The organism is Haloferula sp. BvORR071 (assembly GCF_000739615.1).
Classification (GTDB): domain Bacteria; phylum Verrucomicrobiota; class Verrucomicrobiia; order Verrucomicrobiales; family Akkermansiaceae; genus Haloferula.
In genome coordinates this window covers 1-18,282 of the sequence record NZ_BATP01000004.1, presented here as the reverse complement: position 1 = coordinate 18,282, position 18,282 = coordinate 1, and the positions used below count along the sequence as shown (strand labels likewise).

At 62.3% G+C, this 18,282-nt stretch carries 16 protein-coding genes and 1 pseudogene; 7 read left to right on the top strand and 10 right to left on the bottom strand.

Going from position 1 to position 18,282, the window contains the following annotated elements:
- The first annotated feature begins 365 nt into the window (after window positions 1-365).
- Window positions 366-1,451: a cellulase family glycosylhydrolase gene (locus BV071_RS03335; RefSeq protein WP_035602485.1), complete on the top strand. Its 1,086-nt coding sequence runs from the start codon at window positions 366-368 to the stop codon at window positions 1,449-1,451.
- Window positions 1,452-1,523: 72 nt separating this feature from the next.
- Here BV071_RS03335 and BV071_RS03330 read toward each other — a convergent pair whose 3' ends face one another.
- A complete protein-coding gene (locus tag BV071_RS03330; protein ID WP_265594024.1) occupies window positions 1,524-2,024 on the bottom strand; it encodes a hypothetical protein in 501 nt (166 codons plus the stop codon).
- A gap of 296 nt (window positions 2,025-2,320) precedes the next feature.
- Between BV071_RS03330 and BV071_RS03325 the strand changes: the two genes are divergently transcribed.
- Window positions 2,321-3,583 (top strand): voltage-gated chloride channel family protein, encoded by a 1,263-nt coding sequence (locus BV071_RS03325; RefSeq protein ID WP_052572817.1) that lies wholly within the window; start codon window positions 2,321-2,323, stop codon window positions 3,581-3,583.
- On the opposite strand, the gene BV071_RS03320 is transcribed toward BV071_RS03325, so the two are convergent.
- From BV071_RS03320 to hisI, 6 genes are all read right to left on the bottom strand, one after another.
- Window positions 3,574-3,975: a hypothetical protein gene (locus BV071_RS03320; RefSeq protein ID WP_035602182.1), complete on the bottom strand. Its 402-nt coding sequence runs from the start codon at window positions 3,973-3,975 to the stop codon at window positions 3,574-3,576. The two genes, BV071_RS03325 and BV071_RS03320, sit on opposite strands and share 10 nt — an antisense overlap.
- Window positions 3,976-4,102: 127 nt before the next feature.
- Entirely contained in the window at window positions 4,103-5,257 is a 1,155-nt protein-coding gene (locus BV071_RS03315) for a prenyltransferase/squalene oxidase repeat-containing protein (protein WP_035602179.1), read from the bottom strand.
- Window positions 5,254-6,030 (bottom strand): YdjY domain-containing protein, encoded by a 777-nt coding sequence (locus tag BV071_RS03310; RefSeq protein WP_265594023.1) that lies wholly within the window; start codon window positions 6,028-6,030, stop codon window positions 5,254-5,256. Before BV071_RS03310 ends, BV071_RS03315 begins: the two co-directional genes overlap by 4 nt.
- A 43-nt stretch (window positions 6,031-6,073) precedes the next feature.
- Entirely contained in the window at window positions 6,074-7,000 is a 927-nt protein-coding gene (locus tag BV071_RS03305) for a hypothetical protein (protein ID WP_265594022.1), read from the bottom strand.
- 121 nt (window positions 7,001-7,121) lie between these two features.
- Window positions 7,122-7,472: a 50S ribosomal protein L19 gene (gene rplS, locus BV071_RS03300; RefSeq protein ID WP_035602168.1), complete on the bottom strand. Its 351-nt coding sequence runs from the start codon at window positions 7,470-7,472 to the stop codon at window positions 7,122-7,124.
- Between the two features lie 137 nt (window positions 7,473-7,609).
- Complete coding sequence (hisI, locus tag BV071_RS03295; protein WP_035602165.1) at window positions 7,610-8,020, bottom strand: phosphoribosyl-AMP cyclohydrolase; 411 nt, start codon at window positions 8,018-8,020, stop codon at window positions 7,610-7,612.
- 150 nt (window positions 8,021-8,170) lie between these two features.
- On the opposite strand from hisI, the gene BV071_RS03290 reads away from it, so the two are divergent.
- The 4 genes from BV071_RS03290 to BV071_RS03275 all read left to right on the top strand — a co-directional run bounded on the left by BV071_RS03290 (window position 8,171) and on the right by BV071_RS03275 (window position 12,338).
- Window positions 8,171-8,650: a hypothetical protein gene (locus tag BV071_RS03290; RefSeq protein WP_265594021.1), complete on the top strand. Its 480-nt coding sequence runs from the start codon at window positions 8,171-8,173 to the stop codon at window positions 8,648-8,650.
- Between the two features lie 90 nt (window positions 8,651-8,740).
- On the top strand, window positions 8,741-9,511 hold the full coding sequence (proB, locus tag BV071_RS03285; RefSeq protein WP_035602158.1) for a glutamate 5-kinase: 771 nt from the start codon (window positions 8,741-8,743) through the stop codon (window positions 9,509-9,511).
- Window positions 9,512-9,632: 121 nt separating this feature from the next.
- A complete protein-coding gene (locus BV071_RS03280) occupies window positions 9,633-10,895 on the top strand; it encodes a glutamate-5-semialdehyde dehydrogenase (protein ID WP_035602155.1) in 1,263 nt (420 codons plus the stop codon).
- Between the two features lie 75 nt (window positions 10,896-10,970).
- Window positions 10,971-12,338 (top strand): trypsin-like peptidase domain-containing protein, encoded by a 1,368-nt coding sequence (locus tag BV071_RS03275; protein ID WP_035602150.1) that lies wholly within the window; start codon window positions 10,971-10,973, stop codon window positions 12,336-12,338.
- A 10-nt stretch (window positions 12,339-12,348) separates the two neighbouring features.
- On the opposite strand, the gene BV071_RS03270 is transcribed toward BV071_RS03275, so the two are convergent.
- Together BV071_RS03270 and BV071_RS03265 are read right to left on the bottom strand one after the other, a co-directional pair.
- Window positions 12,349-14,238 carry an FAD-dependent oxidoreductase gene (locus tag BV071_RS03270; RefSeq protein WP_265594020.1) on the bottom strand — a complete coding sequence of 630 codons (1,890 nt, stop codon included), beginning with the start codon at window positions 14,236-14,238 and terminating at the stop codon, window positions 12,349-12,351.
- 67 nt (window positions 14,239-14,305) lie between these two features.
- The gene (locus tag BV071_RS03265; RefSeq protein ID WP_035602147.1) at window positions 14,306-14,836 is read right to left on the bottom strand and encodes a hypothetical protein; all 531 of its coding nucleotides are present in this window, start codon (window positions 14,834-14,836) and stop codon (window positions 14,306-14,308) included.
- A 280-nt stretch (window positions 14,837-15,116) separates the two neighbouring features.
- Here BV071_RS03265 and hisC point away from each other — a divergent pair, with 280 nt between their 5' ends.
- Window positions 15,117-16,220, top strand: coding sequence for a histidinol-phosphate transaminase (gene hisC / locus BV071_RS03260; protein ID WP_035602145.1), 1,104 nt, complete (start codon window positions 15,117-15,119; stop codon window positions 16,218-16,220).
- Window positions 16,221-16,901: 681 nt separating this feature from the next.
- Here hisC and BV071_RS32435 read toward each other — a convergent pair.
- Window positions 16,902-18,282 (bottom strand): annotated as a pseudogene (locus BV071_RS32435) (hypothetical protein); the annotation flags it as partial.

Genomic DNA, 18,282 nt, shown 5'->3' with positions numbered 1-18,282 from the left:
CCGCCTTACCCTTGCCATCCGTACAAGAAAAACCGCTGTGCCGTCCTAGGCGCTGTGAGCCACGTTCCAGTTGCTCAACAAGTGGGAGTGCCGGTTCTGTAGGGCCGTCCTGTAAAGGCGTGGCCGTTATTACGAACTCGGTTTTTTCTCCCCGTTTTAATACATCGGTCCGGGCACGCTACCTTGACGGACGAACACAGCAGTCGGGGGAGATCCTAGGCTGCTACCCGCTGCATGCAACCCATTTCACGCCCTCATCGCGTTCTAAACTTCGAATGTTTTTCACTCCGCTTTTGAGGTTGACGCGACTGTGCACAATCACGGAACCGCTCGCCATCACGGCCGCCTTCGTGAACACTCACATCATGAGATCATGGCTTGGGCTCTGGGCGATCGCGATGGGCCTGCTCCACATCGCCGCTGCTGATCCCATGGAATGGATCCAAGTCTCCAAGGAGGGCAAAGACTTTGTTAGAGAGAAGTCCCAACAACGCTTCATCGCTTGGGGCTTCAACTACGACCGCGACGATTCCGGCCGCTTGCTCGAAGACTACCGGGACAAAGACTGGGATACCGTCGCAGCCGACTTCGCCGAGATGAAAGAACTCGGTGCCAACCTCGTCCGCATCCACCTGCAACTCCCGAAGTTCATGGCTGGCCCCGAGACCCCCAATGCCGCCAACCTCCAGCGCCTTGAGAAGCTGCTCCAGCTCGCGGAGGAAAACGGCCTCTACCTCGATCTCACCGGCCTCGGCTGCTACCTCAAGCACGAGGTCCCCGCTTGGTACGACTCTCTAACAGAATCTGCCCGCTGGGAAGTGCAGGCGCGCTTCTGGCAAGCCATTGCCAAGGTCGCGAAGGAGTCTCCCGCAGTCTTCTGCTACGATCTCATGAACGAGCCCATCCTCCCGGGCGGGGAGGCCAAGGAGAGCGAGTGGCTCGGCGGCGAACTCGATGGCAAGTCCTACGTCCAGCGCATCACCCTCGACCTCGCTGGTCGTGGTCGTGAGGAAGTCGCCCGTCAGTGGGTTGCCAAGCTCAGCGCCGCCATCCGCGAGGTCGACCAGCGCCATCTGCTCACCGTCGGTGTGATCCCTTGGGCCCAATTCTTCAAAGGTGCCAAGCCGATCTTCTATGCACCCCAGGTCCACGGCCCCCTCGACTTCGTCAGCGTTCATTTCTATCCTAAGTCCGGTGAACGGGACGCCACTCTCGAAGCTCTCAAGGTTTACGACATCGGCAAGCCCTTGGTTATCGAAGAGATCTTTCCCCTTCACGCCAGCATCCCCGAAACCGAAGCGTTCATCGAAGCCTCCCGCCCGCACTGCGATGGCTGGCTCAGCTTCTACTGGGGCAAGACCATCGCGGAAAGCGAAGCGGCGGGTGGCATCAAGGGCACCCTCATCGCCGATTGGTTGAAGCACTTCCGATCCAAGGCGCCCAAGTTCTAAGGCTTGCCGGGGGACGCGGGTCTTCAGATCTGCCAGGACAGTCGGGGGTCGTCTAACAACTCTGCCTCGCCTTCAAAACGTCAACTGCAGTACCCCGAACTTGTCCCCATTTACGCGCCTGAACCAAGATCTCAGCGTCTCGTGCGTGTCCTTCAGCAGCTTCGCATGCTGCCGCGGTGACTGTGCCCCGTGCTGGTCCGCGAAGCTCTCCAGCGCCTTGTCGTCCGGCGGATTGTCTTCCAGGAAGCGCGCCACACGCTCCGCCATCTCACCAGGGATCGAGTAGTAATTCGCATCGATTGCCGCGGCCGCGAATTCCGTTTGGATACGCTCCGCACCCTCCAGGAAAGTGAACAGATAGTCGATCAGCACGAAGCCGGAGTGGGGGAACTCGATCCGCTCCTCCGCCGCTTCATCCAGATACTCCCATAGGAAGCGCTCCCCGGTCACGATCTCCTTCGTCCGGAACAGACCGTGCTTGTAAGTGATCTTCTTCTCCGTGCGCTTGGCCTCGGCGAATTCACCCCGGGCACTCTCCCGGAGCAGGTAGAAGGTGGCAATGCTGCTGGACATGGACGGCGGGCTGGACTCCTTCCGGCGGACCGGGGCGGCTGCTTCGCGACGACACCATCCGACCATTCCAATTTTCGGGGAAGGGGGGTGGGGAGGGAAGCGATGCGGACGGCTATGGCCCTTGCTACGGCGGAATCATGGGCAGCCTGTCGCCTGCTTCGTCAAGCCGAGATAATAGAAGCAAGACTTTGATCTAACATGTGCATGAAGTTGAATTGCATGTTGCCCGATTGGCACCCCGTAGCCTTCCTTGACGCGCTGTCCCCGTGCCTATTGCCTCTGTCCCGGGACCAACGATGCCAGACGAACCACAGGCAAAAACCGCGGCCTCAGTGCTGAAGCCCTGGGCCTTGGTATTGCTGATCGCGGCGGCCACCGGCACTGCCTGCGCCTTCTTCCTGTGGAGCTTGGACGCTGTCACCCGCATTCGCTTCGATCATTTCTGGCTGCTCTACCTGCTGCCCTTGTCTGGCATGGCGGTCGCATGGCTCTACCAGCGCCATGGCGGAACCTCGGACGGAGGCAACAATCTGATCCTCGACCGCATCCACGATCCCGGTGGCGGCGTCCCGCGTCGGATGGCTCCGCTTGTCCTGCTAGGGACCCTTGCCACCCATCTCTGCGGCGGCTCGGCAGGTCGCGAGGGGACTGCGGTCCAGATGGGCGGCAGTATCGCGAGTGCGATGAGCCGACATTTCCAGTTGGACGCCAAGCAGCTGTCCGCCCTGCTCATTGCGGGGATCGCCGCGGGTTTCGGCGCGGTCTTCGGGACTCCCTTGGCGGGGGCGATCTTTGCGGTGGAAGTCGCGGTCGTCGGCCGTCCCAAGCTGGCAGCTCTGCCGCTCTGCCTCTGCGCTTCCTATGGCGGGGATTGGGTCTGCCGCGCCTGGGGTGCCGGGCACACCCACTACCATATCCAAGAGGTGGTGGGGACTCCCGATGCCCTGGCGTTCACCCCCCTACTGTTGGGGAAGGTGGCGGTGGCCGGACTGGCATTCGGGCTGGTCGCCCGGGCCTTTTCCCAAGCCTGTCACGGCCTGAATCGGACCTTATCGGCACGGATTCGCCCGGCCTGGCTACGACCCGCGGTGGGTGGCTTGCTCGTGATCGGACTCTATCACGCCATCGGCCGCGCCGATTTCCTGGGCCTCGGCGTTTGGTCCCCGGATCCCCATGCGGTCACTCTGGTGTCCCTTTTTGACAGCCCCGAGATCCATCCGTGGGCATGGTTCTGGAAGTTCGTCTTCACCGCCGCGACCGTGAGTTCCGGCTTCAAGGGCGGAGAAGTCACACCGCTGTTCTTCATCGGTGCCGCCCTTGGCAATGCCTTGGCTGGAGTCATGGGAGCTCCGCCGGGACTCTTCGCCGCGCTCGGCTTTGTCGCGGTCTTTGCAGGTGCCGCCAATACCCCCGTCGCCTGCCTGATCATGGGTATGGAACTCTTCGGCATCCGCTACGGTCTGCCGCTCGGCTTGGCCTGCTTCCTCGCGTTCCTCGGCAGTGGGCACGCGGGCATCTACCGCTCGCAGCGCATGCTGCTCCGCAAGCCCTACAAGTAAGGATAGATCAGGGGATAGCAGAGAACAAATGCGATGCCGATGAGGTAAGCGGCGATCCACAGCAGCATCCCGGCACCAAAGGAGAAGCTCAGGAAAGTCGCTTGGAGACTGCTACGCTGCTGTCCCGGTTGCCATTGGGCAAGGGCCCTGCGACGCACGACCAGCGGCGGAATCACCCACAGGATATTGAGCAGGAGGACACCGAGCGCGAACCCGGCCTCGTCCCACTTCGGCAGTCCCTTCGTCGCAACTGAAGAGATCAACTCGCAAATCCCGGCTCCTGCCAATGCCGGCAGGAGCAGCAGGTATCTCAGGATCTTGCTAGGCACGAAATGCTGTGCCACCTCGCCCGCTCCTTGGGCAAGGTCTCCGGCGTCGAAGTCGGGGCTCATTCCTTGGTGAGGTCTAGTCAGCATCGGCTTTCCTGGGAAGAAGGATCGCTGCTTCCTCCGGAAAGCAAAAGGGGCGGACCTTTCAATCCGCCCCTCTTTTGAAATCAGTCTCGGTGTTGCGTCCCGATCAGGGCGCGTCCGGGATCGAGTAGTAGATCTGCTCGAGCGAGGCCACGGTGTAGGCGGTGGTGAGCACCGGGTTGCCTTCCATCCAGCGGGCGTTCTCGTTGATCCAGGAGCCGTCGGCCTTCTGCTTGCTCAGGATCGCGCCAGCCAGGTCCTTGCGCCAATCGGCTTCCTTGCCGTCTGCCAGTTGCAGCTTGTTGATGCCACCGGCGGAGAGCGCCTTGGACATGGTCTGATAGTAGTAGAAGAGGCCTTGGCTGCCCATGGCCGGGTTCTCGGAAACCGTGTAGTTCTTGCCGAGCCACTCTTTAACCGCCTTCACGCGGGGATCGTCCGGAGTCAGCTTTGCGTAGATCAGCGAGAGCAGACCGGCATAGGAGATCGAGCCGTAGGAACGCAGCGCGGTCTTGCCGTCGGGAAGTTGGGTCGGCTCGGCCTTGCTTTCGCCGGGGCCGTAGAGGAAGCCGCCCTTGTTCTGCTCATCGTCCGAGGCGTAGTCCTGGTCGTTGGTCGCCTTCAGGTTCTGGCAGCGCGAGAGGAAGGTGATCGCAGCCTTCCAATCGAGCTTCGGCTGGTCGCCCTGACCGTCTTCGACGACCTTTTCCGACAGCGCGATGGCCTCAATCGCGAGGTAGGTGTTTGACATGTCGGAGCGGTCGTTCTTCGAGCCGTAGCCGATGCCGCCGTCGTTCTTGTTGTCGGTCTCCTTCTTCTGGCCGATGTCCCACTGCTGGCCGACCAGATAGCCGCGGCCCTTCACAATCGCGGGCGTGTAGGCTGCCTGCTCGGCGGCGGTCAAGGCGGTGACTGCGGTGGCGGTGTTGTAGACACCCAAGCCCTTGTTGTAGATGCCGCCATCTTCCTTCTGCTGCTTGAGCAGCCACTCGAAGCCCTTGGAAATGTGCGGTGGCAAGTCCTTCTTGCGGTCCACGGCGGGGTCGCGCACGGCGGCGTTCAAGGCCAGCGCGGTGAAGGCGGGGAGCTCTTCGTTGTCACCCCAGTAACCGCCATCCTTCTGTTGCTTGGCGAGGTAGGCGTTGCCACGAGCGATGGCTTCCTTGATCTCGACCTGTAGTGAGAGGTAGGGGTTCTTGGTAGCCTGTCCCTGGGAGACGGCCAGGGTGGCTGCAAATGCGAGGCTGATGGCGGACTTCATGGCTTTTCAGCGGTTTTCTTGTGGGGCGTAATGATGACGGTGACTTTGGTTCCCTCCGGCGGCACGCGCTTGGGGAAAGGGAACCACACCTCGTCGGAGTTGTTGTCCTTCCCGGAGTAATTGATCAGCGCGGAATTGCTGAGGTAGATGGCGGCGGTATCGCCGGTGGCTTGGGCGAGGTAGTTGCCCTTGTAGATCATCGAGCCGCCATAGACCCAAGGATCGGCGGGCATCGACTCGCCGGTGGTACCGTGGGCGATCCACTCGTTGATCTTGGCGGTGCGGGTCTTGTCGCCCTCCTTCCATTCCACGCCGATGTCGATGCGGGAGCCTTCCTTGGTCTCCTGCTTCACTTCCGGGAAGCGGTTCGAGGGGGTGCCGTCGGCTTCGCGCTCGGCGTAGAATTCGGGCGACTCGGGGTAGCGCAGGAGCTTGAAGGCGACATTCAGCTCGATTGCCGGCACTTCGGTGATCAGCAACGACTCGTGGACCTTGCCTGTGGAGTGGACGATGGCGAACTCCAGGATCTCGCCATCGGTCATGTTGACGGCGGCGGGAAAGCGGATTTCGCGGGTTTTGCGATTGAAGATGACTTCGCCGACCTGGAGGCGGTCGCCGTCGAGTTCCTTTGCCGCCGGCTGGGTCTCCGTGACCTTCTGCTCCGGGGCGGGGAGGGTCTTGGGTTCGACCGGGGCACGGTCTTTTTCGCCGGGTTCCGCAGACAGCAGACCGGTACTGGTGAGGGCCAAGAGTAGGAGGATTCCGCGTGACATGCGGTCAAACTTCTCCCGGGAAACGGCTAGGTCCAGCGTTCTCTTAGCGGGAATTTCGCGGCATCAGCGATTTTCCGAACTCGTCCCAGCACAGCCGCGTGATGCGTGTTTCGAGTGCTTGAGTGGGATTGTCCGTTTCGGCCAGCGGGGCCAAGGCGGTATACTGGTCGTAAACCGCAACCAACTGCGAGGCCACCAGCCGGTAGCAGGCGGCGAGGATCTCCCGCTTCAGTTGGTCAGGATCCGAGGGTATCGGGAAATCAAGCAAACCTGTGGACGCCGCGCCGACGCTTTCGTCAATAAGCTGGAGGGACAGGACCGCCGCTGGCGTGCCTTTCCGCTCGGGGCGCTCCACCCGTGGTTCGAAGTGCAGCAGACCTGAGGAGTAGCGGCTCAATTCATTGGCGCACTTGGTCACGACCTCTTCCAGGGCGTCGGCTTGGATATTTGCGGGCAGGGTGGCTTCCAGCACCACTTGCTTCGCGGCCGAGGGCTCGATGTTCCACTGGGCGACCATTGGACGGAGACGTTGGACACCCGCGAGTGCTGTCTTCCGCTGGTCCTCGCTGGCTTCCGGGCAGGAATCAAGGACCCGCTCCCATGCCAAGAGGGCTCGGGCATTCGCGCCCTGCTCTTCCAAGTGAACTGCTAGGGTGATGAAGGCTCCGGCCCCCTCCGCCGCGTGCGCGGCGTATTCATTCAGAAGGGCCGGGGATTTCGGGTCACCGGGATCAATCGCCGGCGCGGCGCGGATCGGGCCTTCGATCAGTGCGGTGTCCTTCGGCTCCGGGCGGATCGAGAACAGGCGCGATTTCTCGCGGTGGAGCAGCTCGGTCTTGGAGCGGATATGGGCCAAGGTCGCCTCATTCGGCGGGGTCATGAAGTCCATGTCCTTGGTGCCTTGCACCCAAGGAATCCCGATCGCCGCCAGGCTCAAGACTATGACCACCGGAATCGGAACCCGCTTCACGCGCCAGAGCATCCGTTATCTGTCAGCAGCCGCCAAGAATTCAATCCAGTGGCAGGCACGAAAAACGCGCCGGGCTGGTGGCCGCGGCGCGTTTTTGAAATTGGAACTAGCCGGAAGTGGCTTACTTGGCTTCAGCAGCCTTGACCTGCATGGCCTTCTTGCCGACGCGCTGGCGCAAGTAGTGCAGCTTGGCGCGGCGGACCTTGCCCTTGCTGACCACTTCGATCTTGGAGATACGCGGGGTGTGCAGCGGGAACACGCGCTCCACGCCTTCGCCGTAGGAAATCTTCCGCACGGTGAAGGAGGCATTCACGCTGGTGCCACGGCGGGCGATCACGATGCCAGCGAAGATCTGGACGCGCTCCTTGCCACCTTCCACCACCCGGGTGTGGACCTTCACGGAATCGCCAACGCGGAAATCCGCGACGTCGGCCTTCAGTTGCTCTTGCTCGATCTTCTTGATGATGTCCATGGCGTCCTCCTTGCTTCGGGAAAGTGAATAATTCGCGCCCGGCGGCGCGAGGGGCGGGAGAACTAGGGGAACGATCTTCCGATTGCAACCGCGAAATTCACAGAATTTCGAGGAAATTCAAGCTCTCCCGACAACGCTTATGCCTCCTTGAAGGCCAAAAGCGCTCCTCCTTCCGGCGTGCGGCCTGCGACCTTGCGGTAGAAACAGTCGTTCCGGCCGGTGTGGCAGCAGCCGCCGCCCATCTGCTCGACGTATACCACCAGCGCGTCCTGGTCGCAATCGGTGCGGATCTCCACCACCTTCTGGACCTGTCCGGAAGTCTTGCCCTTGTGCCACAACTCCTTGCGGCTACGGGACCAATAGACCGCCTCGCCAAGCTCCAAGGTGAGCTTGAGAGACTCGGCATTCATGTAAGCCAGCATCAGCGGCTCCTTCGTCGTCGCGTCGATCGCCATCGCCGGGACCAAGCCGTCCGCGTCGAACTTGGGAGTGAAAACGAGACCCTCTTCGAGCTGCTTCTTATCACCGGGCGGCGGAAACGCGTTCATGGGCGGGGGCTGTAAGCAGCATCCGGACTTAGGGCAAGACCCGCGTTTCCGCTTCCTGCCGGGGATATCGTCGAGTCCTTGCGAAAGCGCTGAAGCCAAGCCTTCGATTTCCGGATTCTACCTGACGGTCAGTCCTGCGAGTCTTTGCTCGTGATCCGAGGATTCTCCAAACTGCTGGCTGTTCTCTTCCTTTTGTTTCCGCTGGTGGCTGCGGCCGAGCAGGAGCGCTGGACCGGTGGCAATGGATACATGTGTGTGGTCCGCTCGGGTGAAGGGCCCGCGGAGCAAAAGGTGGCCCTCCGTTGGAGCCCTGATCCAGGCGGAACCAAGCGGGAGGAGAAGATCCTCGATCAGGACATTACCGAGCTGGGCAAGTTGCTTTGCCAGATGAGCAAGGCCGGCGACTGGAATATCGAATATGGCAACGTCCGCGTGCCGTGGGGATCGGACCTTACGCTCTTCCTCAGTCAGGGCTCGGTCTCCTTCCAGTTCGGGACTGATGTGGGCGATCAGATCGATATCCAGTGGGATCAGGTGACCAAGCTCTACAAGGCGATCCAGAGGGAGCAGCAGGCGATCACCGCCAACAAGAAAGCGGCGAAGCCTGCTTCCGAAAAGAAGGGCGAGTGAGGAGTACCTGTGGCCGGACCTTTTTGGTGCCACGCTTTGCGATGGCATCCCGCGAGCTTTGGGGCCATAGCCGCGCCCGCTTTTCCCGCCATGGAATCCCTGACTATCATCAAGGCCGGTACTGGAGTGCTCACCCGTGCCAGTGACGGCACCCTCGACGGAGCCTCGCTGGTCCGTCTCGTCACCGCCATTGCCGGGCTCGTGGAGAACGGCCACCGCTGCCTGCTGGTGAGCTCCGGAGCGGTGGGAGCGGGCGTCTCTGCCTTCAATCTGGACGGGTATCCGAATGACCTGACCACCCGTCAGGCCTGTGCCGCAGTGGGCCAAGCGCGGCTGATGCACACCTACGAGAATCTGTTCCGGAACTTCGATCTGGCGGTGGCGCAGGTGCTCCTGACGGCCTCTGACCTGCAGACGCCGGAGCGGCGCCAGAACGTTTCCAATACACTGCAGCGCCTGCTGGCCTCGCCACGGATCGTGCCGATCATCAATGAGAACGATTCCGTGGCGGTGGAGGAACTGCGGGTGGGGGACAATGACATGCTCTCTTCCCAAGTGGCAATCCTGCTGGGTGCCAAAACCTTGGTGCTGCTGACCTCGGTGGACGGTCTGCTGGCACCGGGCAGCGGCGAGCTGGTCCAAGAAGTGCCCGACGTGGATGCGGTGCTCGGCTTTGCGAAGGACGAGCGTGGCCGCTTCTCGATCGGCGGGATGGCCTCCAAGCTTCAGGCGGTGAAGAACTCGGTGGATTCCGGAATCACCGTGCACATTGCCCATGGCCGCAAGCCGGAGCGCCTTTCTGGAATTCTGGCTGGAGAAAAGGGACTTTCGACGCGCTTTGCGGCGCGGCTTGGGAAGTGAGGATGAGCGCAAAGGCTCAATGAGTTCCGGGCAGTCCTTGCCAATCGAAGTTTTTCCGACTGTTAAAATTCCGGATCGTTTCGCGTGATTTCGCGACCGAACCGCCTTTAGTCCCTCGCCAATGACCGAAGCCGAAGTCTTGTCCGCTGTCGAAGTGCTCGCCCGCAATGCGCGGGCGGCTTCGTATAAGCTTTCCCAGCTCTCGACCGACCAAAAGAACGCCATCCTACGCGCGATGGCCGCGGAACTGCGGGCCCGCAGCGCGGAGATCGTGGCAGCCAATGCCAAGGATCTGGCCGCGGGTGAGGAGAAGGGGCTGACCAAGCCGATGCTCGAGCGTCTGAAGCTGGATGCGGGCAAGGTAGAAGCGATTGCCCATGGGATCGACCAAGTGGTGGATCTGCCGGATCCGGTGGGGCAGATCATGGAGAAGTGGACTCGCCCGAACGGGATGCACATCCACCAGACCCGAGTGCCGATCGGCACGATCGCGATCATTTACGAGAGTCGCCCGAATGTGACCAGCGATGCGGCCGTGCTGTGCTTCAAGGCTGGCAACGCGACGATTCTGCGTGGTGGCTCGGAAGCTTTTCATAGTAACACCGCCATCGCCGAAGCGCTCCAGGCGGGCGGTGAGGCGGAGGGGCTGCCGCCGCACTCGATCCAGCTGATTCCCTTCACTGACCGCTCCAGCGTGAGCGCGCTGTGCAAGATGGACAAGTGGCTGGACCTGATCATCCCGCGTGGTGGCAAAGGGTTGATTGAAGCGGTCGTTTCTCAAGCGCGGATGCCAGTGATCAAGCACTACGACGGGATCTGTCATCTGTATGTGGATGCCGCGGCGGACCTCGACATGTCGGTCAAGCTGGCGGTCAACTCGAAGACCCAGAAGACCGGCGTGTGCAATGCGCTGGAGACCCTGCTGGTGCATTCCTCAGTCGCAGCGAGCCACTTGCCTGTGATCGCGGAGGTGCTGGTGGAAAAGGGCGTGGAGATCCGCGGCTGCGAAAGGACGCGGGTGATCATCGAGGCGGTGCCGGCCACGGAGGAAGATTGGGAGACGGAGTATCTCGACCTGATCCTGTCGGTGAAGGTTGTCGATTCGCTCCAAGAGGCGATTGATCACATCAACACCCATGGCTCGCACCACACAGATAGTATCGTCACTGCGGATCAAGCGGCGGCGGATGCTTTCCTGTCCGGCTGTGATTCTGCCTGTGTCTTCCACAACGTCTCGACGCGGCTTGCGGATGGCGAGGAGTTCGGTTTCGGTGCAGAGATCGGGATTTCCACCGACAAGCTGCATGCGCGCGGACCGATGGGCTTGCGCGAGCTGACGAGCTACCAGTATCGCGTGCGCGGGAACGGGCAGGCGAAGTGGTAGCGGCCGCAATCTGCGGTGACATCCGCAAAAAGCTCGAAAGCCTCATCTCCAGCATCTAGGGGAATTGCAGCCCTGATGAGTCTCCCGGATGCTGCCCGCAATGCCTGCCGCTTGTGCCAATGTACCAGCGGCGTGGTTGCGGTGGTGGCGGCGGCCTTGTTGGCTTCCTGCCGATCGGAGAAGGCCTTTTCCGAGCGGACGGCGGAGTTGGAGAAGAGCGTGGGGCGGGTCATTGCGGTACCGCCGACGGGTTTCGACTACTATGCGGGCTCGGCATTCGTCATCAACGATGGCGGGCAGTTCATCACCAATTGCCATGTCTTGGAGGGTGTGCCGTCAGGTTGGAAGACCTATCTTCTATTCGCGGGGCGGGATCGGGTCGCGGTCTATTCGACGCGTGAGGTGGTCCGTGACCGTGACCGGGATCTGGTCCTTCTGGAAGCGGTTGGCCTGAAGGCGGAGGCGCTACCGATCGCGGAGGACACGCCGCCCAAGGCTGGGTATGTGAGGGCGGCAGGTTTTCCGGGGATTGCGGACAGCCAGGAGGATCTTGTTCATCTGGTCGGGCGCTTGCAGGCGAGCGGCGACGAGGACATCGAGAACGCCGGACAACTTGCCAGTGTGGCGAGCGTCCGCTTCACCACCGGTAGCATCAACGACATCAAGCTGCAGGAGTGGGGTACCGCCAAGAGCTACCATGCGCGGGTGATCGATCACGACGCCGAGATCTCGCCGGGCAGCAGCGGTGGTCCGCTTTTCAACGACCAAGGTGAGGTGGTGGGGGTGAATACCGCAGGCTGGCAGACTGCCAGTGGGAAGATTTGCAAGGCTTCGCACTGCTCGGAGCTGCTGGCGTTCCTGCAGAAGAACCGGATCGCCTACCGCAAGCCGTCGTTGTGGCAGGGCTTTGGAGTTGCGGTCTTCCTGCTTCCGGCCGGGCTGATGGTGACTTTTCTCGGAGTCTGGCAATGGCGGATCTGGCGACAGCGGGGACGGACGGATTTCCCCGTGCCGGTGCATGTGCCGGCGCAGGCTCTTGGTATAGCGCCGCTATCGGCCCCCTTGTTAGAGCTGAGTGTCGCCCCTTCGCGGAGCGCGCCGTCGCGACGACTGGGGCGGGCGTGGAGCTTGAGCGGCGATGGGGAGGAGAGCGGGCCCTTTGAGCTGCTGCTACACGAGACCGACTTTGCGTTGAGGGCGGGAGTGATTCAGGTGGGGCGTGAGTCGGAAGAGGTGGACATCCAGCTTCCTTCCGAGTCGATCAGCAAGCGGCATGCCTTGTTCATTCTCTGCAACCAGGGGGTGATGATTGAGGACTGTGGATCGATCAATGGGACGCTGGTGAATGGTGAGCGGCTCTCCGCGGGTGAGCGGCGCGGACCGCTGCGGGATGGGACGATGCTAGGCTTGGGCGGGATTCACCTGGTGTTTGCCGCCGCGTGACGCAGCGGGCTCAAGGGGCTGCCTTCGAGGAGCGCAGCATCGAGGTTTTTAGTTCTTCCAGGGACTGTTCGTAAACGCCGCGGGGGCTCGTGTCGTTCTTCACGGCGATGGCTGCGGCCTTGCCGACGATCTCGCCCATCATGCCGGTGGTTCGCATTACGCGTACGGGGCCGAGGGCTTCGCGGTCGACGCTGATGTTGCGGCCGGCCATGAAGAGATTGGTGATGTTGCGGCTGTAGAGGCTGCGGTAGGGCGCCCAATAGGGGCCCTTGTATTGATACTGGCTGCCCTCGGTGGCGCGGGAGATGAACTCGTCGCCCTCGTTGCCCTTGGCGAAGGTAGGATCGGGCAAGTGGACATCGATGTGCCAGGAGCAGGGGAAGCAGCCGTCGGGGAAGCTGGTACCATTGCGGAAATCGCTTCCTGTTAGAACGATGTCACCTAGCAGGCGACGCGACTCGCGCTTGCCGGCGATGAAGGCGGCCCAGCCGAGGCGATGATTCGGATACATCTTGTCGACGTTCTTGAGCGTGTCCCAAGCGCCATACATCGCGCGGAAGTTGAGATCGCGAATGTATTCGATCTCATTGACCTGATCGCGGTCGAAGCCGCTTTCCCAGAACCAGCCCCCGAGATTGGCGAGTGGGTTGCCGCCCCACTGGCCTTTTGAGGTCTTGCGGCCGGGGAAGGGTTTGGCGCTGAGATCGATGGCCCAAGGGCAGCGCGGGAAGGGGGCGGGGACGGCGCCCTGCGAGACGGCCAGCGAGAGCGCGTCCTTGTCCTTGCATTCGCACTTCAGGACCTCGGCAGGATTGGCGGTATCGAGGACGTTCCAGAGATTGCTGGTGCCCATCTGCTTCTCCTTGGCCACCTCGTAGTCGGCTCCGGCCAGCACGCCGATGGTGGCATCGCCAGTGCAATCGGCGAAGAGCTTGCCTGAGACGCGGATACGGCGGGCGCTGCGGATGTCCTGGGCGATGACGGCGCGGATGCGGTGATCGGTGGTCTCGACCGACAGCACCCGCTGGCCGATGAGCAGGGTGATGTTCGGCTCGGCGCGCACGAGCTTCAGCTTGCGCTCGTCGGCATAGATATCGCCGCCCTTGGCATTTCCGGAGCTCTTGTCCCGCTGCGGCACGAGTTCATCCACGATCTCGCCGACGTTTGGATAAGGCTGCTGGCGGGTATGGCCTTCCGGCCAGACGCGGACTTCGGAAGAGCCGTTGCCGCCGAGCACGGGGCGATCCTGGATCAGGGCCACCTTCAGGCCATTGCGCGCGGCGGAGACGGCGGCAGCGGTGCCGGCGATACCCCCGCCGGAGATGACGAGATCGAAACTGCCGGCCTCTTCAGGCTTGTCGGGTAGGCCCAGCCATTCGCGGCGCAGCTTGGCCAGTTCGGCTCCGCCGTGGGGAGGCTGATAGGATTTATCAGCGGTGAAGAGGATGGCGTCGCAGCGGCCTTCGAAGCCTGTTAGATCGTGCAGGGCCAGCTTGGCGGAACTGCCCACGCTGACGCTGCCACCGTCCTGCCAATGCCAGTCTGCGCCCTCAGTGCCGAAGGTTGTGGACAGCGGCTTGCCATCGACGAGGAGCTGGAATTTCCCCGGCGCGCCCGGGACTTTCCACGGGGCGACCCAGTCGCGGGTGCGTACCCAGACGCGGTAGTCGCCGGGCTTCGGGAAGCTGACGCTGGTTTCGGCGTCCTTCACCGGCACGCCCAGGCCATGCGCGAGCAGGTAAGGCGAGCCCATCTGCTCCATCGACTGCTGGTCGGTATCCCAGCCGCCGGTGGCCGTGAATTGCTCGGCTTCGATGAAGACTTGATCGGCGGCCAGGCAGGGTAGCGCGAGGCAGGCGAGGGAGAAGAGAGAGCGGAACGCGGCCATAACGGGTGCCATGGCTACTGCATTCAACGGTGATGAATTTCAATATAATTTCTTAAATGCGCAGGGTCTCGGCGGCCTTCTAAGTGCGGACGAAAGCTTCGGATTCGGGGTAATCGTTGAATTCACCCTTCATGATGTAGCGGTAGCCGGCACCGACGGTCCACTCGGGCAGGTCAAGCAACTTGGCCAAGCGCTTGTGTCGGCCGATTTGGAAGAGCCGTGGACGGATCAGCGCGAGCGCGACCAAGAAGGTGGCGGTGCGCGGATGAAGTGCCGAGCAGAGGTCCCGGGCGCCCGAGGTATCGAAACTTCCCATCATGCCCGCCGAGATGTGCTTCCGCTCCTCACCTCGATAGAAGATCCGGGCCAGGAAGAGATCGTCATCGTGGTTCAAGAATCCAATCGCCCATGAGCCGAGCCGGGCTGAAGCGGTGAGTCCGAGGCTATCCAACTCCCCCGGGTCTTGCTTCTCGCACTGCCCATCGAAGATCGGGGTCAGATGCCGGTGGCTGGGGCCAACCACCGAGCGGCGGCCCAAGTCCTTCATGAGGGCTACACAGGTTTCAGCATCGGAGTCCGCGATCCAGAGTTGCGTGTAGAAGTTACCCATATCCCGATGATGTTCTCCCGCAGTGGTATCTAACGCGGAACTTGCTGTTAGATTGGCGCTTTGGCGATGCTTTTTGCGCCGCTTGCCGACAGAAATGAGTCCGCCAGTTGCCCCTCCGGAGTTTGCTGGCGTGATTTGCGTTTTTGAGGGCAAGAAGAAGCCTTGGCGGGAGAATCTTCACCGAGTCATGCGGGGATCGGTTTTGCGTTCAAAGCGCGGTATCGGTATCTGTCCAGACCTTGCTATTGCCTCCCGGCGGATGGCCTCTTAGCCTCCCGGCATGCCCATCGACGCTTTTGCCAACCGCTTCGTCTGCGATCTGGTCGCCTACGAGCCCGGGAAGCCCATTGAGGAGACCGCCCGCGAGCTGGGGCTGGATCCGGCCGATATCGTGAAGGTCGCCTCGAACGAGAACCCGCTCGGGCCCTCGCCGCTGGCGAAGGAGGCCATGGCCAAGGCGCTCGACGAGTCCCACATTTACCCGGACGGCGGCGGCTGGAAGCTGCGGACGGCGATCGCGCAGCGCTTCGGGATGGACATTTCGAACGTGGTGCTGGGCAACGGCTCGAACGAGATCATCGAGTTGCTCTGCCACAGCTTCCTGAACGGGAAGGCCGAGCTCATCGCCTCCGACCACGCCTTCGTGGTCTACAAGCTGATGGCGACGCTCTTCGGCGCCAAATATGTGGAGGTGCCGGACCCGAATTTCATCCACGACCTCGATGCGATGGCCGCGGCGATCACGCCGGACACCCGCCTAGTGTTCATCGCCAATCCCAACAACCCGACCGGAACCGTGGTCGGGCAGGAGGCGCTCGACCGCTTCATGGCGAAGGTGCCGGATCATGTGGTGGTCTGCTTCGACGAGGCCTATCACGAATTCCTCGACGAGGCTCCGGACGTACTGAAATACGTCCGCGAAGGCCGCAATGTGGCGGTGCTGCGGACCTGCTCGAAGATCCACGGCCTGGCCGCGCTGCGGATCGGCTACGGCCTGTGCTCGAAGGGTGTGGCGGAGATTCTCCAGAAGGCACGCCAGCCTTTCAATACGAACGCGATCGCCCAAGCCGGTGCCCTGGCGGCGCTGGAAGACGCCGATCACGTCGCGAAGACGAAGGCGATCAACAAGGAGGGCCTAGCCTTCTATGAAGCCGCCTTCAAGGAGCGTGGCCTGGAATTCGTGCCCAGCGTGGCGAACTTCATCCTCGTGAAGGTCGGCGAAGGGGACCGGGTGTTCCGCGATATGCTCAAGCAGGGGGTGATTATCCGCGCCATGAGCGGCTACAAATTGCCCGACTGGGTGCGTATCTCGATCGGCACGCCGGCCCAGAACCGGCGCTGCCTGGAGGTGCTGGATTCGGTCCTGAGCCCGGCCGCTGTTTGAAGATAATGTTTCACTTAGTTTGACAGTTTACCCCTAGATCCCTATTTCTATGCGCGGATAGAGAGGGAAGCTATGGCCGGAGTCGCCTTCCAGGACCAGAGAGAATTCAGATGCACCCATTGCAGTGGCAAGATCCTTGTCCCCAAGGATCTGCCGCCGATGACAGGACCGTGCCCGCATTGCGGGAGTACGATTACATCGCCGACGACCGATGAGGAAGCGAGGCTGACCTTCAGAGGGATAGTCGAGGAACCCGCGGCGATGGCCATTGCCGCCGGGCCCTCCGCAGGGGGGCCACCGCCGCTGCCGCCACACGCCCGGGCGTCTGAAAATCCGCCAGCGCCCCCTCACTCGTCTCCGCCACCACCACCACCGCCAGTGGCTCCGCCACCGATGGTCGAGATTGGGTTAGCCGTGGCGCATTCGCCTTTTGCTCCGCCGCCCGCTGCAGCTGCCGCTCCACCTTCTGCTGCTGCTCCGGTCGAAGCGCGGATGGTATCACCGGCGTGGGAGACTCCGCCGCCGATTGTCCCGATCCGGGTTGAACCGGTGGATGTGGGGTTTGCGGCCCGCCACTTGCCCTATCCGGCGAGCCCGGGAGCGATCCGTGTGGAGTCCTTGGGGGGCGTGGAGCTTTCCGGGGTGACGATTCCTCCGCCGGTTCCCGGGGGGGGCTTGGATTTACGGAATCCGCAGTCGGTGGCCGGGCCTTCGATCGCCGAGAGGGAGCGTGCCGAGCAAGAGCGCTTGGCGAAGGAGCGCGCCGAACAGGAACGGATTACCAGGGAAGGCGCCGAGCAAGAGCGTCTCGAAAAGGAGCGTGCCGAGCAGGAGCGGATCGCCAAGGAACTGCGCGCCGAGCAGGAGCGTCTTGAGAAGGAGCGTGCCGAACACGAGCGGGTCGCGAAGGAGCACCGCGCTGAGTTGGAGCGCCTCGAAAAGGAGCGCGCCGAACAGGAGCGTCTTGCCAAGGAACGTGCCGAGCAAGAGCGCCTCGAGAGGGAGCGCGTCGAGCAAGAGCGACTCGCGAAGGACCGCGCCGAGCAGGAACGGATCGCCAAGGAGCTGCGGGCCGAGCAAGAGCGTCTCGAAAAGGACCGTGCCGAACACGAACGGATCGCCAAAGAGCAGCGCGCCGAGTTGGAGCGTCTCGAAAAGGAACGAGCCGAACACGAACGTCTCGCCAAGGAACGTGCCAAGCAAGAGCGCCTCGAGAGGGAGCGCGCCGAGCAGGAACGGATTTCGAAGGAACGCGCCGAACAGGAACGCCTCGCAAAAGAGCAAGAGCGCCTTGCCAAGGAGCGTGCTGAACAGGAGCGGATTGCCAAGGAGCAGCGCGCCGAGCAGGAGCGTCTTGAAAAGGAACGTGCCGAGCACGAGCGTCTCGCCAAGGAACGTGCCGAGAAAGAGCGCCTCGAAAGGGAGCGCGCCGAGCAAGAACGGATTTCGAAGGAACGCGCCGAGCAGGAGCGCCTTGCAAAGGAGCAAGAGCGGATTTCGAAGGAACGCGCCGAACAGGAGCGGATTGCAAAAGAGCTGCGCGCCGAGCAGGAACGTCTCGAAAAAGAGCGTGCTGAACACGAACGGATCGTAAAGGAGCAGCGTGCCGAGCAGGAGCGCCTTGCCAAGGAACGCGCCGAACAGGAGCGCCTTGCGAAAGAGCAAGAGCGCCTTGCCAAGGAACGCGCCGAACAGGAGCGCCTTGCGAAAGAGCAAGAGCGCCTTGCCAAGGAGCGCGCCGAGCAGGAGCGGGTTGCCAAGGAGCGTGCCGAACAGGAACGCCTTGCCAAGGAGCGTGCCGAGCAAGAGCGGATTGCCAAGGAACGTGCCGAACAAGAGCGGGTTGCCAAGGAGCGTGCCGAACAAGAGCGGGTTGCCAAGGAGCGTGCCGAGCAAGAGCGGGTTGCCAAGGAGCGTGCCGAACAGGAACGGATTGCCAAGGAACGCGCCGAGCAAGAACGCCTTGCCAAGGAGCGTGCCGAGCAAGAGCGGATTGCCAAGGAACGTGCCGAACAAGAGCGGGTTGCCAAGGAACGTGCCGAACAGGAACGCCTTGCCAAGG